The organism is Streptomyces ferrugineus, assembly GCF_015160855.1.
Lineage (GTDB): Bacteria > Actinomycetota > Actinomycetes > Streptomycetales > Streptomycetaceae > Streptomyces > Streptomyces ferrugineus.
On the sequence record NZ_CP063373.1, the window covers coordinates 7,469,961 to 7,487,833 of the forward strand.

Annotated in this window: 13 protein-coding genes; 5 read left to right on the forward strand and 8 right to left on the reverse strand. The window is 72.4% G+C overall.

Annotation, left to right across the window (positions count from 1 at the left end):
• Together IM697_RS33380 and IM697_RS33385 are read right to left on the reverse strand one after the other, a co-directional pair.
• Complete coding sequence (locus IM697_RS33380; protein ID WP_194039809.1) at window positions 1–2,541, reverse strand: polynucleotide kinase-phosphatase; 2,541 nt, start codon at window positions 2,539–2,541, stop codon at window positions 1–3.
• Window positions 2,538–4,028 (reverse strand): 3' terminal RNA ribose 2'-O-methyltransferase Hen1, encoded by a 1,491-nt coding sequence (locus IM697_RS33385; RefSeq protein ID WP_194039810.1) that lies wholly within the window; start codon window positions 4,026–4,028, stop codon window positions 2,538–2,540. The genes IM697_RS33380 and IM697_RS33385 overlap by 4 nt, the downstream gene beginning before the upstream one ends.
• A gap of 159 nt (window positions 4,029–4,187) precedes the next feature.
• Here IM697_RS33385 and IM697_RS33390 point away from each other — a divergent pair, with 159 nt between their 5' ends.
• Complete coding sequence (locus tag IM697_RS33390; RefSeq protein ID WP_194039811.1) at window positions 4,188–4,988, forward strand: SAM-dependent methyltransferase; 801 nt, start codon at window positions 4,188–4,190, stop codon at window positions 4,986–4,988.
• A 67-nt stretch (window positions 4,989–5,055) separates the two neighbouring features.
• Here the strand turns inward: IM697_RS33390 and IM697_RS33395 are convergent, their stop codons facing one another.
• Window positions 5,056–5,979 carry an LLM class F420-dependent oxidoreductase gene (locus tag IM697_RS33395; RefSeq protein WP_194039812.1) on the reverse strand — a complete coding sequence of 308 codons (924 nt, stop codon included), beginning with the start codon at window positions 5,977–5,979 and terminating at the stop codon, window positions 5,056–5,058.
• A 245-nt stretch (window positions 5,980–6,224) separates the two neighbouring features.
• On the opposite strand from IM697_RS33395, the gene IM697_RS33400 reads away from it, so the two are divergent.
• A complete protein-coding gene (locus IM697_RS33400; protein ID WP_194039813.1) occupies window positions 6,225–6,407 on the forward strand; it encodes a hypothetical protein in 183 nt (60 codons plus the stop codon).
• 109 nt (window positions 6,408–6,516) lie between these two features.
• Here the strand turns inward: IM697_RS33400 and IM697_RS33405 are convergent, their stop codons facing one another.
• The 4 genes from IM697_RS33405 to IM697_RS33420 form a co-directional block, all read right to left on the reverse strand.
• Window positions 6,517–6,987 (reverse strand): DUF6099 family protein, encoded by a 471-nt coding sequence (locus IM697_RS33405; RefSeq protein ID WP_194039814.1) that lies wholly within the window; start codon window positions 6,985–6,987, stop codon window positions 6,517–6,519.
• A 252-nt stretch (window positions 6,988–7,239) separates the two neighbouring features.
• The gene (locus IM697_RS33410) at window positions 7,240–7,566 is read right to left on the reverse strand and encodes a nucleotide pyrophosphohydrolase (RefSeq protein ID WP_194039815.1); all 327 of its coding nucleotides are present in this window, start codon (window positions 7,564–7,566) and stop codon (window positions 7,240–7,242) included.
• Window positions 7,563–8,729: an AAA family ATPase gene (locus IM697_RS33415; RefSeq protein WP_194039816.1), complete on the reverse strand. Its 1,167-nt coding sequence runs from the start codon at window positions 8,727–8,729 to the stop codon at window positions 7,563–7,565. Before IM697_RS33415 ends, IM697_RS33410 begins: the two co-directional genes overlap by 4 nt.
• A gap of 74 nt (window positions 8,730–8,803) precedes the next feature.
• Window positions 8,804–9,193 carry a cell division protein SepF gene (locus tag IM697_RS33420; RefSeq protein WP_194039817.1) on the reverse strand — a complete coding sequence of 130 codons (390 nt, stop codon included), beginning with the start codon at window positions 9,191–9,193 and terminating at the stop codon, window positions 8,804–8,806.
• Window positions 9,194–9,426: 233 nt separating this feature from the next.
• Here IM697_RS33420 and IM697_RS33425 point away from each other — a divergent pair, with 233 nt between their 5' ends.
• Window positions 9,427–13,473 (forward strand): bifunctional nitrate reductase/sulfite reductase flavoprotein subunit alpha, encoded by a 4,047-nt coding sequence (locus IM697_RS33425; protein ID WP_194039818.1) that lies wholly within the window; start codon window positions 9,427–9,429, stop codon window positions 13,471–13,473.
• 24 nt (window positions 13,474–13,497) lie between these two features.
• Here IM697_RS33425 and IM697_RS33430 read toward each other — a convergent pair whose 3' ends face one another.
• Window positions 13,498–14,013: a YceI family protein gene (locus IM697_RS33430; RefSeq protein WP_194039819.1), complete on the reverse strand. Its 516-nt coding sequence runs from the start codon at window positions 14,011–14,013 to the stop codon at window positions 13,498–13,500.
• 107 nt (window positions 14,014–14,120) lie between these two features.
• On the opposite strand from IM697_RS33430, the gene IM697_RS33435 reads away from it, so the two are divergent.
• On the forward strand, window positions 14,121–14,603 hold the full coding sequence (locus IM697_RS33435; protein WP_194039820.1) for a MarR family winged helix-turn-helix transcriptional regulator: 483 nt from the start codon (window positions 14,121–14,123) through the stop codon (window positions 14,601–14,603).
• 59 nt (window positions 14,604–14,662) lie between these two features.
• Window positions 14,663–17,791, forward strand: a complete 3,129-nt coding sequence (locus IM697_RS33440) for an FAD-binding and (Fe-S)-binding domain-containing protein (protein WP_194039821.1) — start codon at window positions 14,663–14,665, stop codon at window positions 17,789–17,791.
• Window positions 17,792–17,873: the final 82 nt, after the last annotated feature.

Below are 17,873 nucleotides of genomic sequence, written 5' to 3' on the forward strand. Positions count from 1 at the left end.
TCACAGCCGCGGGTCCACCGGCTCCGACTCCAGCGCCAGCACCCCGAACACCGCCTCGTGCACCCGCCACAGCGGCTCGCCCTCCGCCAGCCGGTCCAGGGCCTCCAGACCCAGCGCGTACTCGCGGACGGCGAGCGACCGCTTGTGGTTGAGGAACCGCTGCCGGAGGCGGGCCAGGTTGTCCGGGCGCGTGTACTCCGGACCGTAGATGATCCGCAGGTACTCGCGGCCCCGGCACTTGATGCCGGGCTGCACCAGACGGCCCTCGCCGGTGCGCACCACCGCGCCCAGCGGCTTGACGACCATGCCCTCGCCGCCGCGGCCCGTCATCTCCAGCCACCAGTCGACGCCGGCCCGGACCGACTCCGGGTCCCCGGTGTCGACGTACAGCCGTCGGGTGGTCTGCAGCAGTCCGCTGCCGTCGTGCTCCACCAGCCGGTCGAGGAGCGCGAGCTGCTCGTCGTGCGGGAGCGCGGCGAGGCTGCGGCCCTGGACCGCCAGGATCTGGAACGGGGCCAGGCGTACGCCGTCCAGGCCGTCCGTCGTCCAGCAGTAGCGCCGGTACGCCTCCGTGAACGCGGCCGCGTCCGACGCCCGTTCGCGCTGGCGCGCCAGCAGGTCCGACACGTCGACACCACGCGCCGCCGCGCCCTCCAGCGCGGCCAGCGCACCCGGGAACGCCGCCCCGGAGGCGGCGCCGACCGCCGCGTACTGCGAGCGCAGCAGGCCCGCCGCCTTCAGCGACCACGGCATCAGCTCGGCGTCGAGCAGCAGCCAGTCGGTCTCCAGCTCCGTCCACAGACCGGCCTCGGTCGCCGCCGCGCGGACCCGCTCCAGGATCGTCTCCGTCACCGACTCGTCGTCGAAGAACGGGCGCCCGGTGCGGGTGTAGAGCGATCCGGTCGGGCCGTCCACCCCGAACCGCTTCCGCGCCGCCTCCGCGTCCCGGCACACCAGCGCCACCGCCCGCGAGCCCATGTGCTTCTCCTCGCACGCGACCCGCTCGACGCCGTCCTCGGCGTACTGCGCGAAGGCCTCGGCCGGGTGCTCCAGATAGCCATCGACGTGACTCGTGGCCGTCGGCGCCATCGTCGGCGGGAGGTACGGCAGCAGACGCGGGTCGACGGCGAAGCGGCTCATGACCTCCAGGGCCGCGGCCGCGTTCTCCTCCCGGATCGAGACGCGGCCCTGGTGCCGGGTCTCCACGACCCTGCGCCCGTGCACGTCCGCCAGGTCCAGCGGCCGCCCGTCGTGCCCGCCCGGCGCCTCGGAACGCAGCGGCTTGGCCGGCTCGTACCAGACCTGCTCGGCCGGTACGTCGACCAGCTCCCGCTCCGGCCAGCGCAGCGCGGTCAGCTTGCCGCCGAAGACGGCGCCGGTGTCCAGGCAGATGGTGTTGTTCAGCCAGGTGGCCTCCGGAACCGGAGTGTGGCCGTACACCACGGCCGCCCGGCCCCGGTAGTCCTCCGCCCACGGGTAGCGCACCGGCAGCCCGAACTCGTCGGTCTCCCCGGTGGTGTCGCCGTACAGCGCGTGCGAGCGCACCCGCCCCGAGGTACGGCCGTGGTACTTCTCCGGCAGACCGGCGTGGCAGACCACCAGCCTGCCGCCGTCGAGGACGTAGTGGCTGACCAGCCCGTCGATGAACTCCCGTACCTCCGCGCGGAACTCCTCGCTCTCGGTCTCCATCTGCTCGATGGTCTCGGCGAGCCCGTGCGTGTGCTGGACCTTGCGGCCCTTGAGGTGACGCCCGTACTTGTTCTCGTGGTTGCCCGGCACGCACAGCGCGTGGCCCGACTTCACCATCGACATCACGCGCCGCAGCACGCCCGGGCTGTCCGGGCCGCGGTCGACGAGGTCGCCGACGAAGACGGCGGTACGGCCGTCCGGGTGCACGCCGTCGACATAGCCGAGCTTGCCCAGCAGCGACTCCAGTTCGGCGGCGCAGCCGTGGATGTCGCCGACGATGTCGAACGGCCCGGTGAGGTGGGTCAGGTCGTTGAAGCGCTTCTCGGTGACGACGGTGGCGTTCTCGACCTCCTCCACACCCCGCAGGACGTGCACCTTGCGGAAGCCCTCGCGCTCCAGGCGCCGGACCGAGCGGCGCAGTTCGCGGATGTGCCGCTGGATGACCCGGCGCGGCATGTCGGCCCGGTCGGTGCGGGCCGCGTTGCGCTCGGCGCACACCTCCTCCGGGACGTCGAGCACGATGGCTATCGGCAGCACGTCGTGCCGCTTGGCCAGTTCGACGAGCTGCCGCCGGGACTCCTGCTGCACGCTGGTGGCGTCGACGACCGTACGGCGGCCGGCGGCCAGTCGCTTGCCCGCGATGTAGTGCAGGACGTCGAAGGCGTCCCGGGTCGCGCTCTGGTCGTTCTCGTCGTCGGAGACGAGTCCGCGGCAGAAGTCGGAGGAGATCACCTCGGTGGGCTTGAAGTGCCGGCGGGCGAAGGTGGACTTGCCGGAGCCGGAGGCGCCGACGAGGACGACGAGGGAGAGGTCGGTGACGGGCAGGACGCGCCCGTTCGGTGCCTGGGTCATGCGGCCTTCGCCTCCTTCTCGCCGTTCACGTTGCTCGGCATGCCGGCTGTGCTCATTACAAAGATGGCCATCTGGGTGGGCGGACCGACCTCCGGGTCATCGGGCCCCACCGGTACGAACTCCACCCCGTACCCGTGCCGTTCGGCCACCGCCCGCGCCCACGCGCGGAACTCCTCGCGCGTCCACTCGAACCGGTGGTCACCGTGCCGGACGTGCCCGGCCGGGAGGGACTCCCAGCGGACGTTGTACTCGACGTTGGGGGTCGTCACGAGGACGGTCTTCGGGCGCGCCGAGCCGAAGACGGCGTACTCCAGGGCGGGCAGCCGGGGCAGGTCGACATGCTCGACGACCTCGCTGAGCACGGCGGCGTCGTAGCCCTTGAGGCGGCTGTCGGTGTAGGCGAGGGAGCCCTGGAAGAGCTTCACGCGCGAGGCCTGCCGCTCCCCCATCCGGTCCAGCTTCAGCCGCCGGCCGGCGATGGTGAGCGCCCGCATCGACACGTCGACGCCCGCGATCTCGGTGAACGCCGGGTCCTTGAGCAGCGCCTGCACCAACTGGCCCTGCCCGCAGCCGAGGTCGAGCACACGGGTGGCACCGGACGCCTTGAGCGCGGCGACGATCGCGTCCCGGCGCTGCACGGCGAGCGGGGTCGGCTTCTCCTCGGTCTCGCTCTCGGCCTCGACGGCGTTGTCGATGTCCTCGACCTCGCTGTCGTCGGCTTCCGCGAGCCGCACCAGCTCCAGCCGCTCCATCGCCTCCCGGGTCAGCGACCAGCGCCGCGACAGATACCGGCTGGTGATCAGCTTCTGCTCCGGGTGGTCCGGCAGCCAGCCCGCTCCGACGCGCAGCAGTTTGTCGACCTCGTCGGAGGCGACCCAGTAGTGCTTGGCGTCGTCGAGGACGGGGAGCAGGACGTAGAGGTGGCGCAGGGCCTCGGCGAGGGTGAGGGCCTCCGACTCCAGCACGAGCCGGACGTAGCGCGAGTCACCCCACTCGGGGAACCGCAGGTCCAGCGGCACCGGCTCGACGGTCACCGCCCAGCCGAGCGGCTCGAACAGCCGCCGTACCAGCTCCGGGCCGCCCCTGGCGGGCAGTGCGGGCACCTCGATGCACAGGGGCAGCGCCTCGGCGGCGCGCTCGGGGCGGGCATGGCACACGCCGCGCATCGCGCTGGAGAACACGGCGCTGAGGGCGACCGCCAGCAGCGAGGAGGCGGCGTACGGCCGGTCGTTCACGTACTGCGCGAGTGCCGCGTCGGGCGCCCCGCCGCGGCCCTTGCCCTTGCCGCGCCGGACCAGCGCCACCGCGTCGACCTCCAGGAGCAGCGCCGCCGTGCAGCGCTCGGCCTCCGCCTCCGGGTAGAGGACGTGGGCCGTGCCGTAGGAGGTGGAGAACGCCTGCGCCTTTTCCGGGTGCTTGTGCAGCAGGAAGCCGAGATCGGTGGCCGGACGTTCCGGAGTGCCGGTGGTGGTGATGGTCAGGAACACGGTGGGTGGCCTTGGAGTAGTGGTCTGAACTGCGGATACGCACACCGTACAGAGCGGGCATCGGCAGCACTCGGGAATTTTCGCTAGCCTCCGGACCGTCCGGGCGTTCGAACGCGGTACGGCTGAGCGCCCACGCATGTCCACCAGCGGAGGCCTCACGTGACAGACGCCGGATTACGCGCGACCCCTCTCGACACCAGCAGGCCCCACTCGGCCCGCATGTACGACTACTTCCTCGGCGGGAAGGACAACTACCCGGTCGACGCGGAGGCGGCAGAGCAGGTGATCTCCCTGTTCCCGGCCGTGCGGGAGATGGCCCGGACCAACCGCCGGTTCATGCACCGCGCCTCCCGGCTGCTGGCCGAGCGCGGTGTCCGTCAGTTCCTCGACATCGGCACCGGCATCCCGACCGAGCCGAACCTCCACCAGATCGTGCAGGGGATCACTCCCGACGCCCGTGTCGTGTACGCCGACAACGACCCGATCGTCCTGCGCCACGCCGAGGCCCTGCTGCACAGCACCCGGGAGGGCAGGACGGCCTATGTCCACGGCGATGTGCGGGAACCGGGCGAGATCCTCGCGGCGGCACGGCGGACCCTCGACTTCGCGCAGCCGGTCGCGCTGTCCCTGGTGGCGCTCCTGCATCTGGTACCGGACGAGGACGAACCCGGCCGGATCGTGCGCGAGCTGCTCGAACCCCTGGCGCCCGGCAGCTACTTGACGCTGTCGCATGCGACGGGGGACTTCGATCCGGAGACCTGGGAACGCGTCGTCGAGGTGTACCGCAGGGGCGGCACTCCCGCGCAGGTGCGCTCGCGCGAGGAGTTCGCCGGCTTCTTCGCCAGTCTCGACCTGCTGGACCCCGGCCTGACGCTCGCCGCGCTCTGGCACCCGGAGCCCGGTGAACCGCACGACGGCGAGGAGACACCGCTGTACGCGGCGGTCGCCCGCAAGCCCTGACGAGCCGGCCGGCGGATCGCGGGCCGTGCCCCGATCCGCCGGCCGGACTCCTGCCGATGTGACGTGCTTACGACAGCTGCGACTGGACCTGGGAGCTGATCAGGTCCAGGTGGTCCAGGTCGTCCAGGTCCAGGACCTGGAGGTAGATCCGCTGCGAGCCGATCTCCCGGTACCGGCCGATCTTCTCGACGACCTCGGCCGGCGAGCCGGCGAGCCCGTTGACCTTCAGCTCCTCGACCTCGCGTCCGATGGCGGCGGCGCGGCGGGCGACCTCCTGGTCGTCCTTGCCCACGCACACGACCAGGGCGTTGGAGTAGACGAGGTCGTCCCCCTTGCGGCCGATCTCCTCGGCCGCGGCCCGCACCCGGCCGAACTGCCGCTGGCTGTCCTCGACCGAGGCGAACGGCATGTTGAACTCGTCGGCGTACTTGCCGGCCAGCCGCGGCGTACGGGTGGCTCCGTGGCCGCCGATGAGCACCGGGATCCTGTCCTGGGCGGGCTTGGGCAGGGCGGGCGAACCGGTCAGGTCGTAGTGGGTCCCGTGGAAGTCGAAGGTCTGGCCGGCCTCGGTCGCCCACAGCCCGGTGACGATGGCGAGCTGCTCCTCCAGACGTGCGAACTTCTCCTTCGGGAACGGGATGCCGTACGCCTTGTGCTCCTCCTCGAACCAGCCCGCGCCCAGGCCGAGTTCGACCCGGCCGCCGGACATCTGGTCGACCTGGGCGACCTGGATGGCGAGGACGCCGGGCAGCCGGAACGTGCCGGCGGTCATCAGGGTGCCGAGGCGGATCCGCCGAGTCTCCCGGGCGAGGCCGGCGAGCGTGATCCAGGCATCGGTGGGGCCGGGAAGGCCGTCCCCGGAACCCATCTTCAGATAGTGGTCGGATCGGAAGAATGCATCGAATCCAAGGTCCTCGGTGGCCTTCGCCACTCGGAGCAAGGTCTCGTAGGTGGCCCCCTGCTGGGGCTCGGTGAAGATGCGAAGATCCATGCCTCCATCCTGCCTGCCGCGACGCCGGTCGACCGCACCGGTCCCCTCGGCCCCGACGGCCCCGGTCGGGTGAATTCCGTCAACGTCACGGCCGTCGTCACCCCGGGCCAGTGACCGCCCCCGACGGTGATCGTTGGCTCGGTCGGAGCCGGACCGCCCGGCTTCCGCCCCGGCCTGTCAGACGCCGGAGCGTCATCGTGTCGGCCCACTGCCACTGGGGGGGCCGGAGGCCCGAGGAGGCCGTCATGTCCGAGGAATCCATGCCACAGCAGAGCGCCGGCACCGGCCGGCCGAAGGGGCTGCTCCAGCAGATGGAGGAGCTGATGGCGGCGCTCAACGCGGACCTGTCGGCCCTGGACGCGGACCTGCAGTCGACCGGAGGGACGGCGCGGGGCGCTCGCGCTCAGCAGGAGGGGGAGGCCGGCTGACACGTCCCCGGCGTCACGGCTGGGGGCCTGCGGCCCCCAGACCCCCGCTTCGGCCCTGAACGGGCCTCGTCCTCAAACGCCGGACGGGCTGAATTTCCCTGACCGGCGGCTATCCCGCTTCGCGCTCCGCCAGCACCTCGTCCCGGTCCGCCAGCCTGCGCAGCATCTCCCGCACCCGGTCCCGGGACTCGTCCGCCGCGTCGATGGCCTCCATGCACTGCCAGTACGTCGTCTCGTCGTCCGCGGCGCTGGCGATGCCGACGAGCGCGATCCCGGCCTCCCCCAGCAGGCTCCCCAGATGCATCAGTGCCTGGCGCGCATCGCCCAGCTCCGTGAGCTGGGCCGCGCGTAACTCCCCGGCCCCGAGGTCCGGTGTGTCCAGGACGCCGCAGCCGCGTCCCGCGAGCTCCGTCAACCCCAGCGCCTCGCCGCGCAGTTCGGGTGGTCCGAAGACCGCCAGTCTGCTGCCGATCGCCTGAGCCAGGGCCTGCGCCTGCCACACCTCGGTCATGGTTTCCGGCGCGCCCCCGCTGCCCGCCAGCGCACGCCTGCTAGTCACGATGAGCCGCACCGCGTCCATCCGCAGTCCCCGTCTGTCCCGACGCGCTGCCCACGCGTCCGCCCGAACTCCCTTGTTCACTACCCAGCGTGAAGGGCTCTGAGACGAAAAGCCAGAGGAAGACCGAAATCTGTGGACAACTTTTCGGTTGCGGTCAGCTGAATTGATACGGAGAGTGAAAGCGGACGGCGTCCCTCCCTGGCGCCTCCCCGGCGCCGTCCCCGCCCGTCCCCCGCCGGTTCCCGCGCGCCCCCCGCGCCTTCCTACGCCTTCCTACGGCGCCGGGAACCTCCGCTCGTTCCGGTCGATCTTCGCGTCCAGCGCGGCCAGCGCGTCGATGCCGAGCACCTCGCACAGCTGCAACAGGTACGCCAGCACGTCCGCGACCTCGTCCGTCACCCGCGCCGCGGTGTCCTTGTCGGCCATGACCCGCGCCGACTCCTCCGGCGTCAACCACTGGAAGATCTCGACGAGTTCGGACGCCTCGACGCTCAGCGCCGCGACGAGGTTCTTCGGCGTGTGATACGGCTGCCAGTTGCGTGCGGCGGCGAACTCGGCCAGCCGGCGCTGCAGCTTGGCGACATCAAGAGGTTCGGTCACGGCTCCAGGTGTACCACCGTCAGCCCGGGCACCCCCGCCACACCTGACGCGTCACTCACGGCCCCGACCACCCGGATGTGCCCCCGCTCGCACATCCGCGCCGCCAGCGCGGCCAACTCCCCGCGCTGCACCGGGTCCAGCCCCCGGTCGAGCCCGTCCGCCAGCACGGTCAGCGTCTGCATGGCCTCGGGCACCTCGCCCGCCGGGTCGACCTCCAGCACCCCGGGCCCGGTCAGCAGCACCAGCGACAGCGCGAGATACCGCAGCTCGCCGTCCCCGAGCCGGCCGAGTTCCGTGCGCACCCCGTCCCCCCGGTCGAGCACGCCCCGTACCGTCCCGTCCCCCAGCACCTCGCCGACGACATCGGCCACCGCCCCCGCGCACCCCGCCCGCGCCGCGGCCACGAGCCGCGTATGCCGCTGTCCGCACTCGGCGCGGGTCCGCCACAGCACCTCGGCCAGGTTGTCGCACCCCGCGAGCAGCCGCCCGGACCCGACCGGCACCGCCTCGCGCATCCGCTCGGGCCGCGGATCACAGGCGAAGACCGACCGCAGCGCCACCACCATCTGCTCGGCGGCGGCCAGCACCCGCCGCTGTCCGTCCGTCTTGCCGGCCACCCGCAACGGCAGCAGCGCGGTGCCGAGCCGGTCGTCGGGCAGCGGCGCCCGGGTCACCGGCGCCTGCCCGGCCGTGTGCCAGGCGGCCTGCACAAAGGGGCGGCTCGGGTCGCGCAGGGCCGTCTCCAGGAGCACGAGGCCTCCGGCGCTGAGCCGCTCCCCGACGATCCGCAGTCCGGGCTCGGCCTGCACGGCGACATCGAGACGGACGGGGCCCTCGGGGCCGTCGGCCGTGCAGCCGATCCGGAAGCCGCGCCGCCGCTGGGCGTCGGGCCGCGCCCGCTCCGGAACGCAGGCCGCCGGGTCCGGGAACACCTCCCCGACCCCGGCGCCCCCGCCGAGCCGCGCCAGCGCCTCGTACGCCCGCAACGCGCTGGTCTTCCCGCACCCGCTGGGCCCGGCGAAGAGCGTGAACGCCCCCAGCGCGAGCGCGGCCCGCCGGTGCCCGGCGAACGCGGACAGCCGCAGTTCGGTGAGCCGGGGCCGGCAGGTTCGGGGCTCCTGAGGTGGAGGGGACACGGCAGCAGACACACACGACACGCCCATGTCCGGACCGTAGGCCCCCTACCGGCGGGCGAACCGTTCCACCCCGGAGCCCTTCCTACGATCGGGCGAGAGCCTCACGTGCCGGGAACTCCGGCGCCCTCCATCAGTCCGCTCACCTCGGTCCCGGGCGGCGTCAGCAGGAACACGTTCCGGTCCACCCGGTGCATCCCGCTGCCCAGTCCGAAGACGACGCCGGTGCTGAAGTCCAGGACCCGCTTGGCGACCTCGTTCTCCGCGCCGGTCAGGTCCAGCAGCACGGGAATCCCGGCCATCAGTGTCTCGGCGACCTCGCGGGCGTCCCCGAACACATTGACCCGCAGCACGACGAAGCGACGGCGGGGCTCTGTCTCCGCTTCCGGCATCGCACGGTGATCCACCGACGACGGCCAGGCGTCGCGACCGCGCAGCGGCACGACCTGGGCGAGCCCTTCCCATTGTTCATCGGTGACGTCGTGGCTGTTCACCGGCTCCCCCCGCCTTGACTCGCCTTCAATGCCTGCACCGGCCAATTCTTACGCCAAGTCACCCGTTCGGCCCAACAGCGACACGGTGCGCGACCGCCCGACACCCCCCTCACATCGCTCTTCGGGCGGCTGTGTGTCCTACGTAACTCCTCATGATCAAGGGATGTGACATCGACGTAACGGGCAATTCGTACGCTCCAGACACCACCCCGACCGCCGGAGAAGGGCAGCGCGTGACCTCGACCACCTCCACGACTCAGGTCCGGTCGGTCTGCACGTACTGCGGAGTCGGCTGCGGAATCCTGCTGGACGTCGGGACGGGGCCGGACGGGCGGCGTACGGTGCTGAAGGCCTCCGGCGACAAGGCGCACCCGGCGAACGCGGGCCGGCTGTGCACGAAGGGCGCGACGACCGCCGAGATGCTCGCCGCGCCGGGGCGGCTGACCACCGCGCTGGTCAGGGGCGACCGGGGCGAGGAGCCGGTGCCCGCCCCCACCGCCGACGCGATCGCCGAGACGGCCCGCCGGCTGCGCGCGATCATCGACGAGCACGGGCCGGACGCGGTCGCCTTCTATGTCTCCGGGCAGCTGAGCCTGGAGGCGCAGTATCTGGCGAACAAGCTGGCCAAGGGGTTCGTGCGGACGAACCAGATCGAGTCGAACTCCCGGCTGTGCATGGCCAGCGCGGGAGCCGGATACAAGCTGTCGCTCGGGGCGGACGGGCCGCCCGGGTCGTACGAGGACTTCGACAAGGCCGATGTCTTCCTGGTCATCGGCTCGAACATGGCCGACTGCCATCCCATCCTCTTCCTGCGGATGATGGAGCGGGTCAAGGCCGGGGCGAAACTGATCGTCGTCGATCCGCGGCGCACCGCCACCGCCGCCAAGGCCGATCTGTTCCTGCAGATCAGGCCGGGCACCGACCTCGCCCTCCTCAACGGGCTGCTGCGTCTGCTCGTCGAGAACGGCCACACCGACCCCGACTTCATCACCGCCCACACCGAGGGCTGGGAGGCGATGCCCGAGTTCCTCGCCGACTATCCGCCGGAGGCCGTCGCCGAGATCACCGGGCTCGCCGAGGACGACCTGCGCACCGCGGCCCGGCTGATCGGCGAGGCGGGCGAGTGGACGAGCTGCTGGACGATGGGGCTCAACCAGTCCACGCACGGCACCTGGAACACGAACGCCCTGGTCAACCTGCATCTGGCCACCGGCGCCATCTGCCGCCCGGGCTCCGGTCCCTTCTCCCTCACCGGGCAGCCCAATGCCATGGGCGGGCGCGAGATGGGCTACATGGGCCCGGGGCTGCCGGGGCAGCGGTCCGTCCTCGTCGACGCCGAGCGGGCCTTCGTCGAGGAGCTGTGGGAGCTGCCGCCGGGGACGGTGCGCGCCGACGGGGTCGGCAAGGGAACCGTCGAGATGTTCCGGAAGATGGCCGACGGCGAGATCAGGGCCTGCTGGATCATCTGCACCAACCCCGTCGCCTCCGTCGCCAACCGCCGTACCGTCATCGAGGGCCTGGAGGCCGCCGAGTTCGTCGTCACCCAGGACGTCTTCGGCGAGACCGAGACCAACGCGTACGCCGATGTCGTGCTGCCCGGCGCCATGTGGACCGAGGGCGAGGGCGTCTTCGTCAACAGCGAGCGCAATCTCACGCTGACCCGGGCGGTGGCCGACCCGCCGGGCGAGGCGATGGCGGACTGGCGGATCATCGCGGCCGTCGCCTGTGCGATGGGGTACGAGAAGGGGTTCTCGTACGACAGTGCCGAGGACGTCTTCGAGGAGATACGGCGGGCCTGGAACCCGGTGACCGGCTGGGATCTGCGCGGGGTGAGCTACGAGCGGCTGCGGGACACGCCCGTGCAGTGGCCGGCCGCCGAGGTGGACGGGCCCGAGCGCAATCCGATCCGGTACGTCGACGCGGACGGCGGGCTGCGGTTCCCGACCGCGAGCGGTCGGGCCGTCTTCCACGCCCGGCCGCACATGCCGGCCGCCGAGATGCCGGACGACGACTATCCCTTCGTGCTGAACACCGGGCGGGTGCAGCACCAGTGGCACACGCTGACCAAGACCGCGAAGGTGGCCAAGCTCAACAAGCTGAACCCAGGGCCGTTCGTGGAGGTGCATCCGCGGGACGCGCGTGAGCTGGGGATCGCCGACGGGGACCGGGTGGAGGTCGCCTCGCGGCGGGGGCGGGCGGTGTTGCCGGCCGTGGTGACCGAGCGGGTGCGGCCGGGGGGCGCCTTCGCGCCGTTCCACTGGAACGATCTGTTCGGGGAGTATCTGAGCGTCAACGCGGTGACGAGCGACGCGGTGGACCCGATCTCCTTCCAGCCGGAGTTCAAGGTGTGCGCCGTGTCGCTGGCGAAGGTGCACGAGCCGGCGCCGGCCGGCGAGGTGATCGTGCCGGCGTCCGTCACTCCGGCCTCCGTCACCCCGGCGTCCGTCACCCCGGCGTCCGTCACCCCGGGCGGCGACCCCTTCGGGCTCGACCCCGCCCCGCCGCCCGTCCTGACCGCTCAGGAACGCCTCTACCTCACCGGCTTCCTCGCCGGTATCGAGACCGGCGCGCCCGGCATCCCCGTCCTGCCGCCGGACGCGCCCTTCAGCCCCGAGCACGCGACGTGGGTCAACGGCGTCCTCGCCGGCATGTACTCGCGGGCGGCGCAGCCGGCTCAGCGGCCGGGCCGTGAGGTGGTCGTGCTGTGGGCCTCGCAGACCGGCAACGCCGAGGACTTCGCCTCCGCCACCGCCGAGCGGCTGGGCGCGGCCGGGCACCGGGCCTCGCTGGTCGGCATGGACGAGGCCGATGTCGGCGCCCTCGCCCGCACGGCCGACCTGCTCTTCATCACCAGCACGTTCGGCGACGGCGACGCACCCGACAACGGGTCGGGCCTGTGGGACTCACTGTCCGATCAGGGGGCGCCCCGGCTGGACGGGGTGCGGTACGCCGTGCTCGCCTTCGGCGACTCGTCGTACGACGACTTCTGCGGGCACGGGCGCCGGCTCGACGCGCGGCTGGACGAGCTGGGCGCGGTGCGGCTGGCGCCCCGCACGGACTGCGAACCGGACTACGAGCCGTCCGCCGGGGCGTGGCTCGACCAGGTGCTCACCGCGCTGGGCGGTGCGCCGGCGCCGACTGCCGAGGAGCCGAAGGACCGGGCCAGGCCCGCCGCGGCCACCGCCCGCCTCGTCGGCAACCGGCTGCTGAGCCGGCCGGGGGCGGGCAAGGAGGTGCGGCGGTTCACCTTCGACACGAGCGGGACCTCGCTGACGTACGAGGCGGGCGACGCGCTCGGTATCCGGCCGGTCAACTCGGCCGCGCTGGTGGCGGAGTGGCTGGCGGTCACCGGGGTCGACGGGTCGACGGCCGTGGCGATCGACGACGTCGGGGAGACCTCCTTCGCCGAGGCCCTGCACCGCCACCTCGACATCACGCGGATCACCCCGGACCTGCTGCGCTTCGTCGCCGAACGCGTCCGGGACGACCGGGAGTTGCGCCGGCTGCTGCGGCCCGACAACAAGGACGGTCTTGCGCAGTGGAGTTGGGGGCGGCAGGCCGTGGACGTGCTCGCCGAGCACCCGGTGCGGGCGGGGGCGAAGGAGTGGGCGGGGGTGCTGAAGAAGCTCCAGCCGCGTCTGTACTCCATATCGTCCAGCCCGCTGGTCGACCCGCACAGCGTCTCGCTGACGGTCTCCGTGGTGCGGTACGAGAACCTGCACGGCCGGCCGCGCGGCGGGGTCTGCTCGCCCTTCCTCGCCGACGCCGAGCCGGACGCCGAGGTGCCGGTCTTCGTGCAGCGCTCCCCCGGCTTCCGGCCGCCCGCCGACGCCTCGACGCCGATGGTGATGGTCGGCCCGGGCACGGGGGTCGCGCCCTTCGTCGGCTTCCTCCAGGAGCGGCGCGCGCTCGGGCACGGGGCGCCCAACTGGCTGTTCTTCGGCGAGCAGCACCGGGCCAGCGACTTCTACTACGAGGAGGAGCTGACGGCGCTGCTCGACGAGGGCGTGCTCGACCGCCTCGACACCGCCTTCTCCCGCGACCAGCGCAACAAGGTGTACGTCCAGGACCGGATGCGCGAGCACGGCCCGGAGCTGTGGCGCTGGCTGCGGGACGGCGCCCACTTCTACGTCTGCGGGGACGCCTCGCGCATGGCCAAGGACGTGGACCGGGCGCTCAGGGACATCGCGGTCACGCACGGCGGGCTGGACGAGGCCGAGGCGTCGGCGTACGTGAAGCAGCTCGCGGCGGCGAAGCGGTACGTGCGGGACGTGTACTGATCCGCAGGAGAACGCCGGCCGGGGTCAGGCTGCGGTGCGGGTGAAGCGGAGGCTGGCGGCGACCGTGGTGAGGCCGCGCATCATGCCGAGCTGGTTCCAGCCCATGGCGAACTGCTCGCGGTCCACGGTGAACTCGGCGTCCAGGGTGAGCGCCCGGTCGTCCGCGCCGACCAGGCGGGCGGTGACGGACTGGGGGCGGCTGATGCCCCGGACGGTGAGCTGACCGACGACGTGCACCTCGTCGCCGGCGCGCAGCTCGGCGCTGCGGACCGCGAAGGTGATCTCGGGGTGGTTGGCGGCGTCGAAGAAGTCGGCGGAGCGCAGGTGCTCGTCGCGCTTGGCGTTGCGGGTGTCCAGGGAGGCGGGGTCCACGGTGATCGTGCCGACGGCGGAGCCGTCGGGCCGCACCTCACCGTCGCCGGTGACGGCGGTGAAGGCGCCCTTGACGGTGACCAGGCCCCAGAACGTCTTGTGCCGGACGGCGACGGTGGAGGCGGCGGTGTCGAGCTGCCAGGTTCCGGTTTCGACGGCGACGGTCATGATCTTTCACTCCTGGGCATCGGATGGGCATCGGATCTGTAATCCAAATTTGGACGACATCACGCTAGCCGATACTCCAAATTTGAACAACAGATACACTCGAATTCATGGCCGACCTCTCCGACTGCCCCTCCGCCTCCGGCGACGGACTGCTGCCCGCCGAGCTGCACGCCTGGATGCTGATGCTGGCCGCGACCGGAGCCGTCGAGCAGGAGCTGCGCACCGTCGTCAAGGAGCGGCTGGACGTCTCGCACGACGAGTTCCTGGTCCTGTGCCTGCTCGCCGCGGACCCCGGCGAGGCACTGCGCATGACACGGATCGCCGAACTCCTGGGCCGCCCCAAGACCCGCCTGACCTACCAGATCGCCTGCCTCCAGCACGCCGGCCTGGTCACCCGCAAGTCGGTCTGCGGTGACAAGCGCGGCGTCGAGGTCGCCCTCACCGAGAAGGCACGGGGCCTGCTCAAGGAGGCCTCCGGCCTCCTCGCCGAGACGGTCAAGGAGGCCCTGGCCCGGTTCATGGGGCCCACCCAGCGCCAGGCGATGTGCGCGCTGATGCCCGACTTCGCTGCAGAGGCGACGCCCGAGTAGTCGCCGGTGCGGTCGCGGGTACCCGGGGCGGTGCCCGCACCGACATCCAGGAGGCGTTCATGGGCATCTCGGATCTGCCCGCTCCCGTCGTACGGCAGGAAGCGGCACGCCCGTCCGATCCGGCCGCGCTGGAGGCCGCGCTGCGTGAGCGCGTCGACGGGGAGGTCCGGTTCGACGCCGGGAGCCGGGCCGCGTACTCCACCGACGCCTCGAACTTCCGGCAGACCCCGATCGGCGTGGTCGTACCGCACACCCCCGAGGCCGCCGCGGAGGCTGTGGCCGTCGCCCGGGAGCACGACGCGCCGGTGCTGTCGCGGGGCGGCGGGACCTCGCTGGCCGGGCAGTGCACCAACACGGCCGTCGTCATCGACTGGTCGAAGTACTGCACGGAGCTGGAGTCGGTCGATACCGAGGCGCACACCTGCGTCGTCCAGCCGGGCATCGTGCTCGACGAGCTCAACCGGCGGCTCGCCCCGACCGGGCTGTGCTTCGGCCCCGAGCCCGCCACCCACGCCAACTGCACGATCGGCGGCATGATCGGCAACAACTCCTGCGGCGCCACCGCGCAGGCGACCGGCAAGGTCGTCGACAACATCGCCCGCCTGGAGGTGCTGCTCTACGACGGCACCCGCTTCTGGTGCGGGGAGACCGGCGACGAGGAGTACGCCGAGATCGAGCGGCACGGCGATCTGCGGGCGTCCGTGTACCGGCGGCTGCGTGCCCTGCGCGACGGCCACGCCGACGAGATCCGCCGCCGCTTCCCGGCCATCCCCCGCCGAGTCTCCGGCTACAACCTCGACTCGCTGCTGCCCGAGCACGGCTTCGACGTCGCCGGGCTGCTGGTCGGCAGCGAGTCGACGCTGGTCACGGTCCTGCGGGCGGAGCTGGAGCTGGTGCCGGTGGTCAAGGAACGCACGCTGGTGGTGCTGGGGTTCGAGGACGTCGCGGCCGCCGCGGACGCCGTACCGGCGATCCTGCCGTACGAGCCGGTCGCGCTGGAGGGCGTCGACCGCCATCTCGTCCACGACGAACGGCTCAAGCACCTCAACCGCAGGGCCATCGACCAACTGCCCGAGGGCAACGCCTACTTGATGGTGCAGTTCGGCGGCGAGACCGTCGAGGAGGCCGACGAGTGGGCGCACCGGATGCTGGACGGGCTGCACGAGTCCGAGCACGACGCCGAGGTCGCCTTCCTGGACGATCCCGCCCACGAGGAACAGCTCTGGCAGGTCCGCGAGGCCGGTCTCGGCGCCACCGCGCACGTCCCCGGCCATCCCGACACCTGGGAGGGCTGGGAGGACTCGGCGGTGGCGCCGGAGCGGCTGGGCGAGTATCTGCGGCGGCTGCGCGGTCTGTTCGAGGAGTTCGGGTACCAGAGCGACGCCGGGCCGAGCCTCTACGGCCACTTCGGGCAGGGGTGCGTGCACACGCGGATCCCCTTCGACCTGTACAGCGCGCAGGGGGTGGCCGGCTACCGGCGGTTCATGGAGCGGGCGGCCGATCTCGTGGTCGAGTTCGGCGGGTCCTTCTCCGGCGAGCACGGGGACGGGCAGAGCCGGGGCGAGCTGCTGCCGCGGATGTTCGGCCAGGAGCTGGTGGCGGCCTTCGGCCGGCTCAAGGCCGTGTTCGACCCGGGCGACCGGATGAACCCCGGCAAGGTGGTGGCGCCGTACCGGCTCGACGAGAACCTGCGCATCGGCGCCGACTGGGCCCCGTACGCCCCGCGCGACCTGCACTTCCGCTTCCCGCACGACGACGGGTCCTTCGCCCGGGCCGCCAACCGGTGTGTGGGCGTGGGCAAATGCCGGCGCCTGGACACCGAGGACGACGGGGTGATGTGCCCGTCCTACCAGGTCACGCTGGAGGAGGAGCACTCCACGCGGGGCCGGGCCCGGCTGCTGTTCGAGATGCTCGACGGGCACGGCGACAGCGCGATCCGCGACGGCTGGCGTTCGCGGGCGGTCAAGGACGCGCTCGATCTGTGCCTGGCCTGCAAGGGCTGCAAGAGCGACTGTCCGGCCGATGTCGACATGGCGACCTACAAGGCGGAGTTCCTCTCCCACCACTACGCGGGCCGGCCCTGGCTGAGGCCCCGCTCCGATCTGTCGATGGGCTGGCTGCCGGCCGTCGCCCAGGCCGTGGGCCGCGCCGGGCTCTCTCCGGTGGTCAACGCCCTCACCCACACCCCGCCGCTGTCGCGGGCGGCGCTCGCGGTGGCCGGGGTCGAGGACCGGGAAGTGCCGCTGTTCGCACGGCAGTCGTTGCAGAGCTGGTTCGCCGGCCGGTCCGGCTCCGGCAGCGGCGCGCGCGGCACGGTGCTGCTGTGGCCGGACACCTTCACCAACTTCTTCCAGCCGCACGTGGGCCAGGCGGCGGTGCAGCTGCTGGAGCACGCGGGCTGGCGCGTGACGATGCCCCGCGAGCCGCTGTGCTGCGGGCTGACCTGGATCTCCACCGGCCAACTCGGCGTCGCCGAACGCGTCCTGACCCGGACCGTGCGCCGCCTCGCCGGTCACCTGCACGACGGCGGCCTGGTGGTCGGTCTGGAACCGAGCTGCACCACCGTATTCCGATCGGACGCCGAGGAGTTGTTCCCGGACGACCGGGATGTGCGCAGGCTGGCGGAGCAGACGGTGACCCTGGCCGAGTTGCTCACCGGGCACAGCCCCGGCTACGAGCCGCCGCAGGTGCCCGACCGCAGCGCCCGCGCCCTGGCCCAGGTGCACTGCCACCAGCACGCCGTACTGGGCTGGGAGTCCGACGAGGAACTGCTGCGCGCCGCCGGGGTCGACGTCGAGCGGCTGTCGTCCGGCTGCTGCGGCCTCGCCGGCAACTTCGGTTTCGAGCGGGGCCACTTGGAGGTCAGCCGGGCCTGCGCGGAACGCGTCCTGCTGCCCCGGCTCCGGCAGGAGGACCCCGCCGGCGTGGTCCTCGCGGACGGCTTCAGCTGCCGCACCCAGATCCACGAGTTCGACAGCGGCGGCCACGAGGGAGTCCATCTGGCCGAACTACTGGCCTCGGCGCTGCCCACGTCCGAGGTGGCGGCGAGTGCGTACGGAGTTGCTCCGGGGGCGCGACCGACACCCCCGGGGCGTACGGCACGGGCTCTCGCGCTGGCCTCGGCGGGGCTGGCGGCGGGCGGGGCGGCCGCGGGGCTGGTGCGGATGGTCCGGGGCCCGCGCGGCTGAACCGCCGCACGGCGCGGGCGGCAGGCGGGGCGCGTACCGGAGGCCCGCCGAGGTCGCTGCCCGGCTTCCCGCGACCCCGACC

What these genes read in the sequence shown, in the direction of transcription:
- IM697_RS33380 (WP_194039809.1), bottom strand. Translation starts at nt 2,541, where the DNA reads ATGACCCAGGCACCGAACGGGCGCGTCCTGCCCGTCACCGACCTCTCC.
- IM697_RS33395 (WP_194039812.1), bottom strand. Translation starts at nt 5,979, where the DNA reads ATGGATCTTCGCATCTTCACCGAGCCCCAGCAGGGGGCCACCTACGAG.
- IM697_RS33415 (WP_194039816.1), bottom strand. Translation starts at nt 8,729, where the DNA reads ATGGGCGTGTCGTGTGTGTCTGCTGCCGTGTCCCCTCCACCTCAGGAG.
- IM697_RS33440 (WP_194039821.1), top strand. Translation starts at nt 14,663, where the DNA reads ATGGGCATCTCGGATCTGCCCGCTCCCGTCGTACGGCAGGAAGCGGCA.
- IM697_RS33405 (WP_194039814.1), bottom strand. Translation starts at nt 6,987, where the DNA reads ATGGACGCGGTGCGGCTCATCGTGACTAGCAGGCGTGCGCTGGCGGGC.
- IM697_RS33435 (WP_194039820.1), top strand. Translation starts at nt 14,121, where the DNA reads ATGGCCGACCTCTCCGACTGCCCCTCCGCCTCCGGCGACGGACTGCTG.
- IM697_RS33430 (WP_194039819.1), bottom strand. Translation starts at nt 14,013, where the DNA reads ATGACCGTCGCCGTCGAAACCGGAACCTGGCAGCTCGACACCGCCGCC.
- IM697_RS33400 (WP_194039813.1), top strand. Translation starts at nt 6,225, where the DNA reads ATGTCCGAGGAATCCATGCCACAGCAGAGCGCCGGCACCGGCCGGCCG.